This window comes from Undibacterium cyanobacteriorum (assembly GCF_031326225.1).
GTDB classification, from domain to species: Bacteria; Pseudomonadota; Gammaproteobacteria; order Burkholderiales; family Burkholderiaceae_D; genus Undibacterium; species Undibacterium cyanobacteriorum.
Map to the genome: position 1 here is coordinate 3,751,478 of NZ_CP133720.1, position 16,353 is coordinate 3,767,830.

Genomic DNA, 16,353 nt, shown 5'->3' on the forward strand with positions numbered 1-16,353 from the left:
GATCCAGCGTCTTTCGGCATTCACGCCACTAGATTCCCGCCTGCGCGGGAATGACAAGACATCAACCCATCGTCTAACAAACTCACCCAATATCGAATTCAAGGCGCCGCTACTCTTTCAGCGGCGCCTTTGTTTTTGGCGGCCCGCGCACCCCGCTCCTCAAAATTTGCTATGATGGTTCTCGATCGTCGTCCTTATGAAGCCGACGGTCATCGCACCACGAGTCACCATGCGTCACCCCAGCTACCATGACAGCCAATAAAGCCTCTTTCCTCTCACACCTACAACGCGCCTTACAACTCGATTTGTTTGGCGATTTGTTTGTGGTCGAAAGAAAGCCCGATCCGAAACCTTCCGCACCACGTCAAGGACTACCACGCAGACCAAAGCCTTCTGGAGTTTCACCAAACGCATCACCAAACCCACAAAACAATTCAAGCGAAAGCGAAGGCAAACTCAAAAAAATTCTGCTTGGCGATGTCGTACTCGAATACACATTGCGTCGTTCCAAACGCCGCAGCATCGGCTTTCTGATTGGCGATGAAGGCTTGCGCATTACCGCACCGCGATGGGTCAACCTCAGCGAAATTGAACAAGCGATTCTCGAAAAACAAGAATGGATTTTGAAGCACCTACGCGCTAAACGTGAACAACAAAGTCAACGCCAAGCCAGCCAACTACGCTTCGAAGATGGCGCGACCATCCCTCTGCTCGGCGATGCTTTCCGCATGCGTTTCGAATTAGGGCGTAGCAAGATTACAGTCGACCACGGCACCACCGAATTACGCATACAATTGCCGGTCGACACCAACGACCCGCTGCACGAAACCATGTGCCGTACGCGTCTCAAAGCATGGCTGCAGCAACAGGCCAAACTGATCTTCAGCCAGCGCATGCCTGAGCTCGCAGAACAACTTGGTGTCGATTACAAACATATGCAATTGAGTTCCGCTGGCACGCGCTGGGGCTCATGCACGTCGAATGGTGTGATCCGTCTAAACTGGCGCCTCGTGCATCTCGAACCCGACCTGATCGACTATGTGATCGCCCACGAACTCGCGCACCGCATAGAAATGAACCACAGTCCCGCTTTCTGGGCGACAGTCGAACGCATCTACCCGCGCTACGACGAAGCACGCAAGCGCTTGAAAGAAGTGGCGGTGGCGGGGTTACCACAACTCTAAACTATGCCTAAGCCTCGACATCGCCCTTGGATAGGACAACTCGCCATCACCACAGGTGCGGCTTACTTTCAGGGCGCCGCTGGCGACAATCAAGCACATCGTCATTGGGTCGATCAGTATGTATTTGCGCGCCAGCCCTTCTTACTCAACACTGAGCAAGCGTCGATCACCACGCACGCCGTATACATCCCTTCGCAGCAGCGTCATCAACTGATCGCAAGCGAGCCCCAATCCCTATTTCTTGACCCCACAAGCAAGCTCTCACGCCTTCTCAAGTTGCGCTTCCATCTGGATCAGGTAGGCGAACTTCCACCTAGCCTCACACAAAGTTTATTCGATGCATTCGATCCATTGTTGAATGCACAGCACGCTCACTTTGATACCCTGCTTAGAAATTTCGAACAGGCGTTCATGGCCGATCGGGTATCGATTAAACACCAGATTCAAGAACAATTTAAAACGCAAAACAGCCAACGCCTAGAGATAGTTCTGTCTCTGATTCACCAGCAGCAGATTCACGAGCTGAAGGCACTTGCACAAGCTGTTGACTTATCGCCCTCACGCTTTTCTCATTGGTTCTCCGAGCAGACTGGGATCGCACTAAGATCCTATAGTAAATGGACACGCTTGATTGTCGCGCTCGAACATCTCAGCGCAGCTGCCTCGATTGCGGAGGCCGCCTATGCCGCAGGTTTTAGTGACCAAGCACATTTACAAAAAAGTTTCATCGCTTGTTTTGGCATCGCACCAGGACAACTCAAATTATCCGGCAACAGGTCGAATGCAAAAGCAAGAGTTCAGTCAGATGTTTGAAACAGCTTGCGACCACTAGCGGTTTCGTACAATACCAAGCACGCCTCATCGAACATACTCTCTCCATTGCAAACCGTTTTTTCGGAGGAAGTATGACCATGGAACGCTATCTCACTGCCACCAAACTACTCGACATCGATCACCCTATCATCGTCACTCTCTGTCAAGAGCGGAAGTGGATGCAACTCGACGAACGCTCTCGCATTCTGGCCATTTACAATTTCGTACGGGATGAGATTTTGTTTGGCTACAATGCGGCGGACACGCTCTCCGCCTCACAAGTTGTCGTTGACGGCTACGGACAGTGCAATACCAAGACCACTCTACTGATGACACTCCTACGCGCCAGCAATATTCCTTGTCGATTTCACGGATTCACCATCGACAAATCGCTACAAAAAGGCGCCATCGATGGCCTATTTTACTGGCTAACACCGCGTAGCATCATCCACAGTTGGACCGAAGTGTGGTTCGAAAATCAGTGGTTGAATCTCGAAGGCTGCATCCTTGATCGCGCCTATTTAACTAGTGTTCAAGAGCGATTTACCAATGAAGGTGGCAATTTCTGCGGTTTTGGTATCGCCACACCACAACTTCAAGCACCACAAGTCGACTGGGATGGCAAACACACCTATATTCAGAAAGAAGGGATCAATCAAGACTTCGGTGTTTTCGATGATCCCGATGCATTTTATGGAAAACACGGAAGTAATTTACGCGGGCTCAAACGTCTCATGTTTGTGCATTGGATACGCCATCGACTGAACCATCGTGTCAAACTGATTCGTGCACGGCGTTGGGACTCAATCCTATAGAAATACTGACGCAATGAGATAAGCATTGTCTGTCTCGAATGATGGAGAAATGCTTGATGCAAGCACGTGCTATCTATTTCTTCTATCTAGTCGCACTGTCATTCAAACTCTCCCATTCTTGCGCAACACTTAGGACTCCGCGCATCACCATTCTTCTTGCTGACATCTAGAATCGGCGCACTTGCTACTTCCTTGCGCCTCCGTCTAATCCGCAATGAAAAGCCATTGCATTCATTATAGGGGGTCATAAGGCGTCCATCAGACGGCCACTTTTTGCGAGAGCGGACTTCGACCGCGACTAGTTCCAATTCAATAACTCTCAATTTTCACCACGCTTGACTTCTTGAATTTTTAGGTGCTACACTTGCAGCATGCTACAAACGTAGCAAGCAGTTTCAAGCTTGCCAATACTGCTTTTTAGACACTACTTACACCAACACCACGCGCTGCCGCATCCAAGGAATTATATGAACTTTCTACGCACCCTCTTTCTTGCCTTCGCACTGTATGTGCTTGGCACACAGACTGTTTCCGCGCAAGGAACAGAAAAAATGGTCACTGTCAGCAATGGCCAATTACATAGCATTGAAGCTGGTGAAGGCCCTTACACTGTGATTTTCGAATCTGGCTTTATGAGTGATCTTAGCGTTTGGCATAAGGTCGCGCCCGCGATCACCAAGCAGGCGAAAATCATCGTCTACTCCCGCGCTGGTGTCGGCAAATCGCCTGCGCGTTCGCAGCCCCTGAACTTGAGTCAACATACTGACGAATTGAAACAACTCATCGACGGCTTGCAAATCAAGACGCCTATCGTTTTAGTAGGACATTCCTACGGTGGTTGGGTGGTGCGTGAATTCGCTGCCAAATACCCTCAGCAAATTGCGGGTTTGGTGTTGGTCGACCCGGCCAATGAGAGCCTGGAATTGGAGCTCAGAAAGATCAATCCTGAAAAAGTGATGCAAGACCAAAAACGTTTAGAAAGCATGGCGCCACCTGCTGCAAAGGCCGACCTTGCCTTAGTGCAAAAAATTTTTGATGAAGCCAAATTACCGACCACATCTGCCATCCCAGATGTGCCGATGGCGATCCTTACTTCCACACAAGTGACAAGAAACAATCCCTTCTATCAAGAGACGGCGCCTGCACTTGCCGTAAAACGTGAACTACATTCCCGTCTGTTCACCCAATTTAGTAACGGTGCGCATATTGTGACCAACCAGAGTGGACATCACATCCAGCTCGACGAGCCACATTTAGTCATCGAGGCGATTAAAGTTGTGATCAGCAATATTGAGAAAGAAACCCAAAAGCGCGAACGTCAACTCGCTAAACAAAAAGCACGCCAAACCATGATGGCCGAAATTGAAAAAACGGATGCGCTGTTGAGCTCTAACAAAACAACCGAAGCACGCAATACCCTCTACGAGGCGCTCAAAGTTTCACAATTTTCCGAAGCAGAAATCAATCAGCTCGGTTTCGACATGCTAGAAAAAGCAAAAAAACCACTCATTGCAGAAATTGTCCTTGCGTATAATGTGATGCGTTTTCCGCAATCAGATAACACCTACGATAGCCACGGCGAAGCCTTACTGGCATTGAACAAGTTTGACGAGGCGAAGAAACAGTTCCAACACGCATTGAGCCTCGGCAAAGCTAATCCTCAACGCAGTCCGAAAGCATTGCAAGGATATGAGCAGAACTTGAAAAAAGCGGAACAAGGACTGCAGCAGAAATAGGGTTCAACACGGGAGTTCAATCCAACGAATTCCTACAGTGTAAATAGAGATTTTAGAAATGGAAAAAACAAAGATTGAAGACTTGCCATGGCGCGAGCGACAAATTGTGGAAGTGATTTATCGCCTAGGCGAAGCAACTGCGGCACAAATTCAGGCCGAACTCAGCGAAGAAATCAGCAATTCTGCGATTCGCGCCATGTTGGCACGACTGGAAGACAAAGGCGTGTTGACCCATCGTGAAGAAGCACAACGCTATATCTACCAAGCTGTTGAAGAAAAAGAAGTCGTTGCCGACTCGGCTTTAAAAAAATTGGTCGGCGTCTTTTTCGATAACTCACCAGCCAATGCAGCAACCGCATTGCTGGGCATGGCAGACAAACTCAGTGCCAAAGACATCGATCAGTTACAGTCTTTGATCGACAAAGCAAAAAAAGAAGGTCGATGACAAAGAGGAAAATGAGAAAAGAAAGTCACTAACGTGAACAGCGCAATCGAACAAATCAATCTTCTCGACGCAATCAATGTGCTTGGAAAAATTAGTATCGTCTTAGCCATTGCATTTGCTTTGCAAGGATTTGTTCGATTTAGTTCCGCGGATAGGCGCGCTTTGATCGTCAAAATATCCCTCATTTATCTTTGCCTGGCGCCGTTCTTGATCATCAAGGATTGGGGACTGAGCCATCAAATTCAGCTGCAAGCACCTTTCATACTCTCGGCGATCAGCGACCGAGCGATGGATATTCCAGCCTTACCTCAATTAGCTTACCAAGCCAGTGAAAATCCCAACACCGAAACATCTTTCTCTGCAGTGGGCTGGCTCTTAGCAATATATGCCCTCATCGCCAGCTTGCTGTTACTGCAGCGGCTGTACTCTCTCTATCGACTCGTTCGATCGCAAGACAAGCTACCCCATTCAATGGGTGCGGAATTTCGACTTGAGCGGCATTACCTTTGGACTGATCGATTACATCAATTAAGCGCACAATTTGGTATCTCCAGTCCGGTTCAACTATCTATTTCTGACTCCATATCGTCGCCAATCAGTTGGGGAATTTGGCGCCATACGATCGTCATCGATATCAACAGTTTTCAGAATCAAAGTCCCGACGATATTCTTAGACACGAGCTCGCTCACATCGTCAATCGCGACTGGCCAAGCATGATTGCCATGCGAATGGTATGCGCGCTCTATTGGTTTCATCCTTTGGTATGGCTACTCCAGCGTCAATTCCTGTATCAAATGGAGTGCGCCGCGGATAACACAGTGCTTCGGATGGGGAGTCGCGCCTCGGATTATGCACAGACTTTGATCGATGTTTCTCGCGCAGCCGAATCCCGCAAACACATGGCGATGCAAATCGCATCAGAAGGGCAAAGCTTGTATCAACGCATTGTCAATATCCTCAACCCGGAACAAGTCCGAACGCCCGTGACCAGACGTGATTGGTGGATTGGTATTGCACTCACCGGTCTGATTTTGTTTTGCAGTGCATCCTTTAGTATCGTAGGTGAACAAGTGCAATGGCCACGACAACTCTTCGAAAATAGTTTGGCTCACAAAGCCGCACCAAATAGAGTCGCAAGCGAAGTCATTCATCAACTGGAAGCCTTGAACGATACAGATTTCCATGCACTCGCGAGTGCAATGCGCAGCCGCAATTTCGAAGATAGGCACGCAAAAAAACCAGGTAGTTTCAAACAAAGGCAGGCCATTCCTATTCTCATCTTAGCTTTGCACGATGAAGAACCAGTCATTCGACAACTAGCACTCTGGGGATTAAGCGAAATGCGGTTTTACGAAACACTCCCAGTCATTGCCATCCTCTTGAAAGATCAAGATGCTTTAGTACGCGCCGAAGCAGTCGGTGCCATTGGCGACTTTGGAGAAAAGGAATGGGCCTCCAAGATCTTGCCGCTCCTTTCTGATTCATCACCTGTGGTGCGAGAACGCGTTGCTCATGCGCTGGGGGATCTCAATGATCCACGCACACTCAGAGCATTAGAAGAAGCGCTGCATGATCAACGCAATCATGCACATCCTAGGGTGATGAACGAGCTTCGTTGGGCTCTTCAAGAAATTCAGCATTAGGATTTGCAAATCGACTTCGACTTCAAACGATCGCCTTTTTCGAAAAATTGCCCACTTCTCACAGCCCTGTAGAGAGTCGCCATCAGCAAATTTCGTCGTCTTCTACCAAGTCAGTATAGTTTTCTAGAATGCCGTCAAGGTCGCAGCGTGACGATAAAGATGTTAAAAAACTTACCTGCAGCAAAAACACCTTTCACAAACGGCAAACTTAGTGGCACAACTTCACAACAGAAGTATAGAATAGGCTGAGCTATGAGATATTGTTGCCCCGTGGCTCTGTCCATTTAGCTTTGCCAACTTAGCTTTAACAACTTCGTTCTGCATTTTTCATGCGGCATTTAGTCATTCACTCGCGTGTTCCAAAACAATGAACAAAACAGAATTTGATGCTTTTTACACGCTCTATATGGCATCACACCAAAACGTTTGGAATCGTCGAGTACATTTACTAGGCTGGATCTTAGCCGGCAGCCTTGGCTTATGGGCACTGATCCATACGCAGTACTGGCTAATCTTGCTGGTGCCCTTTCCTGCCTTGTTAGCAATCTGGGTAGGTCATCAAGTTTTGGAACCAGGCGCAGATATCGAATTCAAACATCCTTTCCTGACGGCATTGGCAAACTTGCGCATGTTCGTTCAGATGTTCACTGGCCGAATACCATTTTAGCCAAGCCAACTAAGCCAAATTAAGCCAATTAAGCCAACTGAATATGGGACTCATTGAATTAATTAATTGGGTAGAACTCACACTCACTCGCTGGATGGAGATGAGCTGGGTTGGTGCGTGGGTGATAGCCACTATTTTTCATCTGCTGGTCTATCTCATTGGTGGTGGCATTGGTTTGTGGCTCACACGTCAAGTATGGCCGGCAATGGGATTAGGCCAAGAAATCGATCAAACGCCATTAAAGACCGAACAGCTTGTGAGTGAGCTGAAGAATGGCTTCGTCGCCTGTTTCTTAATGGGATGGGTGAGCCTCAGCTACCGACACCTATGCGATGGGGTTTTGCCCGGAGATGGGCTTACCGTATTGTGGCAGCTCGCTGCCTTTGTCGTGTTTAACAATGCTTATTCTTACGCGACGCATCGCCTACTGCATCATCGAAGTTTGATTCGTTTTCATGCCGTACACCATCGATCCAGAAGAGTCACGCCATTCTCGAGTTACAGCGTACACCCGATCGAAGCGCTCATTATCGCCGCCACCTTCCCGCTCTTTTTGCTATTGATACCAATGAGTCTAGGTATGGTCGCGTTACTGCATGCGTTCGGAATGCTGTATACCGTTTGCATCCATTGCAATTATGATGTTTGGCCAACCCTATCTGACGAACACTGGTTCAAGAAGTTGATCAATCACCCGACCTACCATCGATATCATCACACACTAGGAAATGTGAATTTCGGATTCACCAATCGCGTGATGGATATCTTGTTTAAGACGAATAAAAATTGACTTCATCAATCAAGCAAGCAGATCGAACAAACTATCTTCACTAGCAATCGGCCAACCAATCACATCAATCAGCATAAGTCGTTCTCACTTCAATCAGCAAACAAGCCTATCCCATGCTCCACCAAGGTCACATTGAGCGCCCATCAGGCGTGATGCTGAAGTTCGACCTCAGCCCACTGCACGCTGGCGTCTAGAAATACATGATCTCCCGACTTATTCCAAATGGATGAAGATTCATGCTCATCACTTTGATGTACCCAGCCAGATATGCATGTACTCAGAATTCTTTCAAACTCAGTTCGCTCAACATTGTGTGCAACCAAGCTGAACTCGTACCACCCTTCGACTTTCCAATATGGTTTGGGATCGGTAAATGACAAAAAATGAGTTGGCGACAAAACGCACTCGAAGCGTTCACTCAAAAGCTTGGCTTGCGCCAGATCGTCGCATCGCGCAAAAAGGCGAATGACTAATTTCAAAGTGCGCTCCTTGATTGAGAGACTTTTGATACGAAAAATCTTGAGTTACCAAGGCTGCAGCTGGCACATTTTCTGATGGCTCAGGGCGAAATTCCCTCGAGCGTTCTGAACCTTCCACCGAGACAGCAATTACTATACGAGGCCCCTACTGCGGATCAACCTTGTAATAATTCAGGTAGTTATCGCCAGCATTCTTGAGAACGATCTTTTCAGGCGTCGCACTCGCAACCACATCGCGATCCTTGGTGCCGACTGGAATCCGCTCAAGGCCTGATGCAGTATAGACATAGTCAATCGTATCGCCTGTGAGCGTCCATATGCCCGATGCCTTACCCAAATATTTGCCATTGAGAGTGACATCGGTTTCAAATGTCTTGTCACTACGATAGGTCATATGAGTAAGGAGGCGATCGTCTGAATATTGCCAAGTGCCAATCACATTAGGAGGCGCAGTGTCTTTACTGCACGCGCTTAACAACACCAGAATGACTGGCAATAAATAACGTAACACTAAGAACCCCTTCTATTTATGCTTATGACAAATGCGCCCCAAAGCATGAGGCGAGAGCGATCAAAAACTACACGGGCTCGCGAAAAAGAAATTTTACATCCGAAAAATTAGCAAGTTCAATTTAAGGTCGCATTTTTCGTGAGGAGGCAGGCTTTTTTTTCGGAAAATACGGCTTCACCCGATATAAAAGAAATCCTAAATACGAAACCAAAAGTGGAAAAAAGGTCGTTACGCCACGAAACACAAGATCACTGGAGGGCACGCCGTCAACTAATACCGTACCGCCTGGCAGCATATTAGGTAGGTTCTCAAAACAAATAACTAGACCACCTACAATAAAGGCAGAGGCCATGACTCTCCGTACAAAGAAATTGAATGTTTTCCAGTAGAGTTCGTCCATTGATCTTAGCTTTCCGGTTTCATTTCACGCAATTATCGGGGTATTTTAGCGTCTATCATTTTGCCAAAATAAATTAACATCCGCGAGCATTTCCAATGCCGTGGCAGGACCAATCCTACCGGCATTTTTATACGACTGCAGCCCTGCCTTTTCCTCCGAGCAAAGTCTGGCAAGAATTTGCTGGGCGATATAGGCGTGCGCTTGGATACGTTCAGCATGGCGCTCAAACAGCGCTCTCTCTTCGGCATCTGACTCGTGTCCGTCGAGCGCATAGCTGGAGTAAAAATGATTATATAAATCACAGAACTCATCGAATGTAATTTTCTGATCGACGCATTGGCGAACTAGGTCGTCGTAGCGATCTAGTGTTTGCAGCAAATTAGTTTCAGATTGAAATATCTTCATTTTTCTATGCGCTCAATATCGCTCTACGTTTTTCTAGCCGCGATAAAATCCTTTGAATGTTTAATTCAAACCATCAGCAAGATGTTGCGCCAAGCGCTTACCTAAGCACAATAAAGTCACACTGGGTGCCAAACCCCACGCTTCTGGAATCACAGACGCGTCGCAAACATATAAGTCTTTAATCGAGGTTTCGAGCGCGCTATCAACACCCTCACCGATGCGCACACTGCCACCTGGATGCGCCGAGAAATGCCAACTTTTAAACACATGCTTCGCACCGCTCTGCGCCAAAATACTACGCGCCAACTCGACACCTTGCTGTAATTTCTTTTTGTCATTCACATGCAGCGTTTTATTAACCCAATGCGGTCCGACTTCACCGCCAATCTCATCGCGAATCTTGACCATCATGCTGAGCGTACGTGCATGTGCTCCCAATCGATCAAAGCGACCGACTTGTGCGGTGAAGGCTTGGTACATCGCTCGGGGCAGAGTCATATCCGCTAAAGTAATGCCTTCTTGTTGCAGATGCATACCTGCCACCATCGGCACTTCAGCACCGGCATTGACGTCTTCTATATCATCCACGCTCCCCATCACCGCCACCACTGGGTCAGTGAAGTGACTTGCTTTTTTGGGGGCCAAGCCTGATGCATGTAAGAGGCGTGGGCTACCGATTCCACCCGCCGCTAGAACCACGCGCTTGGCACCAATTCTTATGATCCCTTGCTCCCCATCGACGACAACACCAAGGCACTTACCATTTTCATGCAAGACCTGCAGCACCTTTGTTTGGTTCATCCAATGTAAGCCATCACCAATGGCATCGTCGATCCAATTGCGAGCGGTCCACTTGGCACCAAAAGGACATCCATACGTACAGCGCCAACATCCTGTACGGCACTGATCGCTATAAATCATTTTCTCAAATTTCTGCCACGGCAATCCCATACTGACCGCACTATGCATGAGGCATTTTGCCATAGGGCCGAGCAAGTGATCTGGCAATGGTGCCATAGGAATTTCACGACGCAGCTCGTCATAAGCGGGCTGCAGATCAATACCGTATTTGGCGAACATCTCCATCGGTGGTTTCATGGCCGTCGCATAGTTGATTGCCGAACTACCACCAGCCGTCACCGCGCTCACTAGCAAAGAGGCATCCTTATTAAAGTAAGCACCGCGCCCTGGAATAGCCGCCATACGCGCCATTTGCCACAAGCTTCCCGTCAAGGGCGAGGCACTGCCCTGCTCAATCAGCAGCACAGAATACTGACGACGCACCAAATCCCGCGCCACGCTAGCACCAGCGGGGCCACTACCGACAACAATGACATCGTATTTTTGATTGAGGGACTGCATAGCACCTGGCTAAAAGAAGGTAAAGGATGAGTAAAAATACTACGGGCGTCTAGCTTGGCTTCGTCGATTCGTTTTGCTCCCTTTGTCGACGATCCCCTGCACTTACCACTTGCCGATCGAACCGGATTTCTGTGCAGAAAAAGATTTTGAAAAAATGCGCGGCAGTCGCGAACATCAAATAAATCGGGCCTATTCGGAACACGAACCTCAAGTTTCAGTAGTTTCACGACTATCCAACCAAGTCGCTGCTCGCCAGACAAAAAACTTCACCCAAGCTACCAATTTTGGGAGATGGTCAAATACTTTACGTTGGGGCCGATGAACGTATTTTTGTCGCAAAGTTTACGGTAGCTATCGGAGAAAGTCGCACAAAATGGGATCACTTGTTGCGGCATCGCGATTGATTTTGACTCCCCGGCTAAGACTTGCTCAACCGTCTCATAACGTTCACCCATTAGGAAGTAACATTTTCCGCTCGATGAGGCCTGACACTCAAGTAGGAGACGTGGTTCATCGATCACAGGCGACACCTTGATCATGAAACTACCAGGGACATGACCAACGATCGTAAGGCAACCGGTGAGTAAACTTGATGCTGCGATAGAGCTTGCTATGAAAATCTGCTTTTTAGAAAATGAAATCATTTGATGATTCTGTTAGGTAAGGCGCGCCGAATGGATAAATTTAAACGGTTGCAAGGAAGTTGCTTTTGGGCTGGAAAGTTCGTGCAATCCACATCAGAAGAAAAATGTACCCACAAACACATAAAGCTAGTATCAGCATAATGAGCGTGATCACCAGAACAATCAACGCAAAATTGATTCAAGCCCTTCTTGATCATGGCTCAATGGACTTGGGTGAAAAAAACAAGGCATCGAACAATAATGAAAAATTTCCAGTGAACATTAAAGATCTAGGGAAGCATCTTGAACATGCCCACATGCAGCATCAAACAAAAAATACTGACCCGCCTTCAAAAGATAAGGCGTATGTTCGTGCCACCACTTCGCGGCATCGGGATTGTGCTGCGACAGTAATTCAATCGCAGTTTTTGACTCAACCACAAAACCAGATTCACGCTTTGATCGCCCTAGAATGAACGCGATTAGTGACGTCAAGAAATGACGTGGGCCGCTGACAACACCGAATGTGAAAAACGAACTTGGTGATGACTCTGATTGATGCAACGGCAACGACAAACCAATCCATTTCTCGCGTACCCACAATGGCGCTTCACCGGATGGAACTGATGTAATGACGAGTCTCAATGGAGATGTTTTTCTCATAGGTTCACATAAGGGATAGTTGAGCGCTGTGGCGATTCTAGACGAAAAACGCTACTCATTCAGGAACTTTCATCAATTTCGTTCGTCATGACAATTCAATGACGACGATACTTCACAATCAAAACCTCAGCGTCCGTCGTAAGTTCGCTTAATGCACTCAGCATGTGCTCCAACGCTGCGTCTTCCTTAAAGCCGCCGCTGCCTGCGCCAATAATCGGAAATGCCAGCGATTGAAATTTTTCTCGATTGGCGATTTCTATCGCCGAGCGAACGGATTCGCGGATCGAATAAGGCGATGCACGCCACCACATATTGATGCCCGCCACATGGATGATCGCCCGGTAAGGTAATTTCCCTGCCTTGGTGCACACCGCCTTCCCGAGTGGGATTGCCCCCAATTTACCCAGCGCGAAAAACGGCGCCAAACCGCCCTTACGCTTGATCGCACCCGAGACTCCCTGCGGCAACAATAACCACCAAGGAATGATATTGCGATTCCACGCATTGACGATGACTTCAACATTTTGATCGAGCAAATCACCTTCAACAATTCTCACATTCGCCATCTTCTGACATTCTCACTTTCGGTGTGGGGGGGGTAAAGACTCAAGACCCAATCAGATACGCCACAAACACAAAAGCTGGAATCAACACAATGAGCATAATCACCATCGCAATCACTGCATAGCTGATTCGTGCGCCCCTTGACCATGAGGCAATGAACTTCGGTGACAAAATCATCGCTCCCAGTTCCTCCACGCAGAGCATAAATGGAACCCCGACAAAAACGAGGGCTATCCATCCGACATAACTTTTCGGGAAGACCGGAGAAAAGTGCAGTAACACTTCGCATGCTACCGCGGCCAGTAAGGCGATAATGATGAGGTACTTCTGTATCCGTTTTTTCATCTCACTCTCAAAATGCTTGATGCGCTTCAAACTGGGTTTTCATTGCAATAAAATACTGCAGCTCAATCGGTAGACACGTTTCGTAAAGATTACCAACGCAATCAAGTTAGCCACAAACACAAAAGATAGTACAAATACAATAAGCGCTTTCTAAAAACGACAACTTCAATTGTGATCATCGCTTTCTTCCGGAACAAATAGCCAAGGGAAACGATCAGCGTTATCGTGCTTGCGCCACCTTTCAAGATGAAGATCTGTCTGCCAATCTTCGTAACCCAACAAACGCCCTTGCATGCACTCTAGCGCTATACTCCAACCATTCGGGGCAAGTTCGAGTTGCATACGAACATAGGCATCAAATCGCCAAGCCTCCCCAATGCACGCATAAAAGACGTGCCTTATTCCTTTCACATGGGAGTACTGAGCGCGCGGAGGCTTCCTCAAAAGCTCCACATACTCGAACTTCTCGAAAGTACCAGCGTCGACATATGGCGCAAATGCTTGTTCGGGAATGACTTCCTCACAAGGTTCCTCGGGGTGCTGATCGTAAAAATGTGCAAACGGTTTATCACCGCGAAGCATCATCTCTAATTCACGACCTGTATGAACTTCATAATGAAGTGCGACATCAGGTTTCATGATCACATATATTCAACAAAATTACTGCCATCTTCAAAGCTCGCTGTCAAAATTTGAACACACACAGGATCTATTTCTCAGTACAAGAGAACCCATACTCTATTCCATCAAGTCTGTTTTGAGAGATAGCCACCATCAGAATCAAACGCTCGCGGAAAACGAAGTGGACTCGCCCAAAGCGCTACATGGCGCCACCGAAACGAGTTCAACTCTCTCGCAAATGATTTCTCCATCTGCATCAAGATGCGATGAAAACACCGCGATGATCTTGCTGTCAGGCCTCTCATCGAGTTTCGCAAACGTCAGGCTATCAAGACAGTCATCACTGTAATCGATCGGCAGTGTATTCTTTTCAACACCGGAAAAAATGAACTCGACGCGGTGATGACGTTCAAGTTCGAAATGACCTTGCTCGTCAACTCGATCGGTCATGTTGAAGACATGCAGCGAAACGGACTGTGTATCACTTGTTCGCGAACCTGCGACGACTCTCGCGTCATGAAACAATGGCCAGCGTCCAAGCGCTTGGATCAACATTTCGCTATTTCCGACTATGGTTTGATTTTGCATATTGCTCTCTACCATTACTGCAGACAATTGGCCTGATCTTTTAGTGATGTTTCTGCTATTCGCTCTAAAACTTGAGCTTTCTCACTTTTCGAACATGCGAAATCGCTGCGGTCAACAAGCCGCCGACGATAAAAACAATCGGCCCGACTGAGAACCCTGCGATCATCGCGTAAGCAAAGCCAGATTCAATACCTGGTGGACTCGCGCCATGCAAAAAACTAAACCGATTAAATAGCCCATAGATAAAACAGGCGGCCATTAAGAAACCTAAACTTCCGAAAGCACCCTTCGCCGCCACCACGAGATAGCCGCTTGCTCTCAGCATCGCAATAGACACGATACCAATGACAATCAACGCGAGGAGATAAAAAATTCCGATTGTGAACATAAACTCCCTTAAATGCTTAATCAGAGCAGCTGGCAGCATAGATTAACCTTCGGCCTACTGCGAACAAGATGCACCGTGCAACTTAGACGCGAAGGCCAATACGGCGCTGGGCTACCTTGTTATAAACCATACCGCCTCTGCCATTTAGCCGTTTTCAAATTGAATTCGTTCGCACTATCATGAGGTGCTATTGTGGCTCTTAGCTCAAATTCAGCTCCACCCGCGCTCTGCCATCTTTCAGAAAACCAACTGATAAAAACTTCCGTAGCATGGCGCCAAGCATCAAACTCATCATCTGACTCCGTGAATTCGTCTTCGAATTCCTGCGGATAAACACCAGAGATACAAATGAGTTGAGGATCTACAGGCGATGGGTACTCAGCCTTCCCATCGACATAAACGAAAAACTCAGAATTATCGGAATCCAGGAAGAACGCGCGCACTGGGAACTCTTGAGTGAACCCATCAACGAAGATTTCGAAATCAATACCAACTACTTCTAAAGGATAACGATATGCGATCAACTTGGCCAAAATAGGAGTAACAACCAAGTCTAACGCATCTAAGTAGTGCCTCACACCAGCTTTAAATTTCTGTTCTTTGTTCAATGTATCACCGTCTCATGGTGTGATTTGCTCATAACGCCCGCGTTTACGGCTGGGGTGGAGCGCAGCGAAAATCCAGTCCGACCATATACGTTTGTTAGGCCGTGACTTTAGCGTTTGGCGCTTACCGCCTGAACCGCCAAAACTGCACCAGACATAAAATCTATTGCTGAAAGCCATTGAGGCTCAGCTTTTTGATCGGGCTCAACAATAATTACACCTTCTGCCCAATCTTCATCGACCCAATAACCAAAGGAATTGATGCAATCGTCCTCAGTAAAAGGAATTTCTGGATCTCGTGGCATAAAGCGAAATTCACTTACTTCTTTGAACTCGATGGTTAATGCCGCTGGAGTGTCGGACTTAACCCAATCTCCTTTAGAACGCTGCCAGTTTAAAACCAGCCTACGTTCCGCCACAGAGTAATCTAGCTTCATGAAGCGAAAATTATTATGCAAGTCAAGTTCGTAGCTTCCTTGCACAAGGTAAATTCCGCCAACTATTTCGAAGTCTCGATTCATAAGGCCTCTAACTAGATAGTGACAATAAAATGCCGATTAAATTCACGACACATAGGCCACCAAAATTTGCATTCTACGCAATTCAATTTCGCAAGACAATGGCGACCATTAGAACTTTGTCCCACATTATCGTTCAATCATTGCACAGTCATTTTGTCATCCGCGATGTCTTTCAAAACCGAAG

19 protein-coding genes are annotated in these 16,353 nt (G+C 47.4%); 9 read left to right on the forward strand and 10 right to left on the reverse strand.

All coding sequences use genetic code 11. The features are described from left to right. Positions 1-248: 248 nt before the first annotated feature. The 8 genes from RF679_RS15565 to RF679_RS15600 all read left to right on the forward strand — a co-directional run bounded on the left by RF679_RS15565 (position 249) and on the right by RF679_RS15600 (position 8,094). On the forward strand, positions 249-1,184 hold the full coding sequence (locus RF679_RS15565) for a M48 family metallopeptidase (RefSeq protein ID WP_309481544.1): 936 nt from the start codon (positions 249-251) through the stop codon (positions 1,182-1,184). A 3-nt stretch (positions 1,185-1,187) separates the two neighbouring features. Further along, on the forward strand, positions 1,188-1,997 hold the full coding sequence (locus RF679_RS15570) for a helix-turn-helix domain-containing protein (RefSeq protein ID WP_309481545.1): 810 nt from the start codon (positions 1,188-1,190) through the stop codon (positions 1,995-1,997). Positions 1,998-2,095: 98 nt separating this feature from the next. Next, positions 2,096-2,812: a transglutaminase family protein gene (locus tag RF679_RS15575; RefSeq protein WP_309481546.1), complete on the forward strand. Its 717-nt coding sequence runs from the start codon at positions 2,096-2,098 to the stop codon at positions 2,810-2,812. A gap of 467 nt (positions 2,813-3,279) precedes the next feature. Then, positions 3,280-4,548 (forward strand): alpha/beta hydrolase, encoded by a 1,269-nt coding sequence (locus RF679_RS15580; protein ID WP_309481547.1) that lies wholly within the window; start codon positions 3,280-3,282, stop codon positions 4,546-4,548. 58 nt (positions 4,549-4,606) lie between these two features. Beyond that, entirely contained in the window at positions 4,607-4,993 is a 387-nt protein-coding gene (locus RF679_RS15585; protein ID WP_309481548.1) for a BlaI/MecI/CopY family transcriptional regulator, read from the forward strand. A 33-nt stretch (positions 4,994-5,026) separates the two neighbouring features. Beyond that, entirely contained in the window at positions 5,027-6,637 is a 1,611-nt protein-coding gene (locus tag RF679_RS15590; protein ID WP_309481549.1) for a M56 family metallopeptidase, read from the forward strand. A gap of 367 nt (positions 6,638-7,004) precedes the next feature. After that, positions 7,005-7,304, forward strand: coding sequence for a DUF962 domain-containing protein (locus RF679_RS15595; protein WP_309481550.1), 300 nt, complete (start codon positions 7,005-7,007; stop codon positions 7,302-7,304). 43 nt (positions 7,305-7,347) lie between these two features. Beyond that, a complete protein-coding gene (locus tag RF679_RS15600) occupies positions 7,348-8,094 on the forward strand; it encodes a sterol desaturase family protein (protein ID WP_309481551.1) in 747 nt (248 codons plus the stop codon). A gap of 624 nt (positions 8,095-8,718) precedes the next feature. Here the strand turns inward: RF679_RS15600 and RF679_RS15605 are convergent. The 3 genes from RF679_RS15605 to RF679_RS15615 all read right to left on the reverse strand — a co-directional run bounded on the left by RF679_RS15605 (position 8,719) and on the right by RF679_RS15615 (position 11,251). Beyond that, a complete protein-coding gene (locus RF679_RS15605) occupies positions 8,719-9,084 on the reverse strand; it encodes a hypothetical protein (RefSeq protein WP_309481552.1) in 366 nt (121 codons plus the stop codon). Positions 9,085-9,529: 445 nt separating this feature from the next. Further along, the gene (locus tag RF679_RS15610) at positions 9,530-9,889 is read right to left on the reverse strand and encodes a hypothetical protein (protein ID WP_309481553.1); all 360 of its coding nucleotides are present in this window, start codon (positions 9,887-9,889) and stop codon (positions 9,530-9,532) included. Between the two features lie 60 nt (positions 9,890-9,949). Continuing rightward, positions 9,950-11,251: an FAD-dependent oxidoreductase gene (locus RF679_RS15615; RefSeq protein ID WP_309481554.1), complete on the reverse strand. Its 1,302-nt coding sequence runs from the start codon at positions 11,249-11,251 to the stop codon at positions 9,950-9,952. Positions 11,252-11,999: 748 nt separating this feature from the next. Between RF679_RS15615 and RF679_RS15620 the strand changes: the two genes are divergently transcribed. Further along, positions 12,000-12,350, forward strand: coding sequence for a hypothetical protein (locus tag RF679_RS15620; protein ID WP_309481555.1), 351 nt, complete (start codon positions 12,000-12,002; stop codon positions 12,348-12,350). A gap of 282 nt (positions 12,351-12,632) precedes the next feature. Here the strand turns inward: RF679_RS15620 and RF679_RS15625 are convergent, their stop codons facing one another. The 7 genes from RF679_RS15625 to RF679_RS15655 all read right to left on the reverse strand — a co-directional run bounded on the left by RF679_RS15625 (position 12,633) and on the right by RF679_RS15655 (position 16,169). Then, positions 12,633-13,103 carry a macro domain-containing protein gene (locus tag RF679_RS15625; protein ID WP_309481556.1) on the reverse strand — a complete coding sequence of 157 codons (471 nt, stop codon included), beginning with the start codon at positions 13,101-13,103 and terminating at the stop codon, positions 12,633-12,635. A 40-nt stretch (positions 13,104-13,143) separates the two neighbouring features. After that, positions 13,144-13,446 (reverse strand): hypothetical protein, encoded by a 303-nt coding sequence (locus RF679_RS15630; protein WP_309481557.1) that lies wholly within the window; start codon positions 13,444-13,446, stop codon positions 13,144-13,146. Between the two features lie 165 nt (positions 13,447-13,611). Beyond that, positions 13,612-14,085: a hypothetical protein gene (locus RF679_RS15635; RefSeq protein ID WP_309481558.1), complete on the reverse strand. Its 474-nt coding sequence runs from the start codon at positions 14,083-14,085 to the stop codon at positions 13,612-13,614. Between the two features lie 141 nt (positions 14,086-14,226). Continuing rightward, positions 14,227-14,655, reverse strand: coding sequence for a hypothetical protein (locus tag RF679_RS15640; RefSeq protein ID WP_309481559.1), 429 nt, complete (start codon positions 14,653-14,655; stop codon positions 14,227-14,229). Positions 14,656-14,719: 64 nt separating this feature from the next. Next, positions 14,720-15,043 (reverse strand): hypothetical protein, encoded by a 324-nt coding sequence (locus RF679_RS15645; protein ID WP_309481560.1) that lies wholly within the window; start codon positions 15,041-15,043, stop codon positions 14,720-14,722. A 119-nt stretch (positions 15,044-15,162) separates the two neighbouring features. Beyond that, positions 15,163-15,651 (reverse strand): hypothetical protein, encoded by a 489-nt coding sequence (locus tag RF679_RS15650; protein WP_309481561.1) that lies wholly within the window; start codon positions 15,649-15,651, stop codon positions 15,163-15,165. A gap of 107 nt (positions 15,652-15,758) precedes the next feature. Next, complete coding sequence (locus tag RF679_RS15655) at positions 15,759-16,169, reverse strand: hypothetical protein (RefSeq protein ID WP_309481562.1); 411 nt, start codon at positions 16,167-16,169, stop codon at positions 15,759-15,761. Positions 16,170-16,353: the final 184 nt, after the last annotated feature.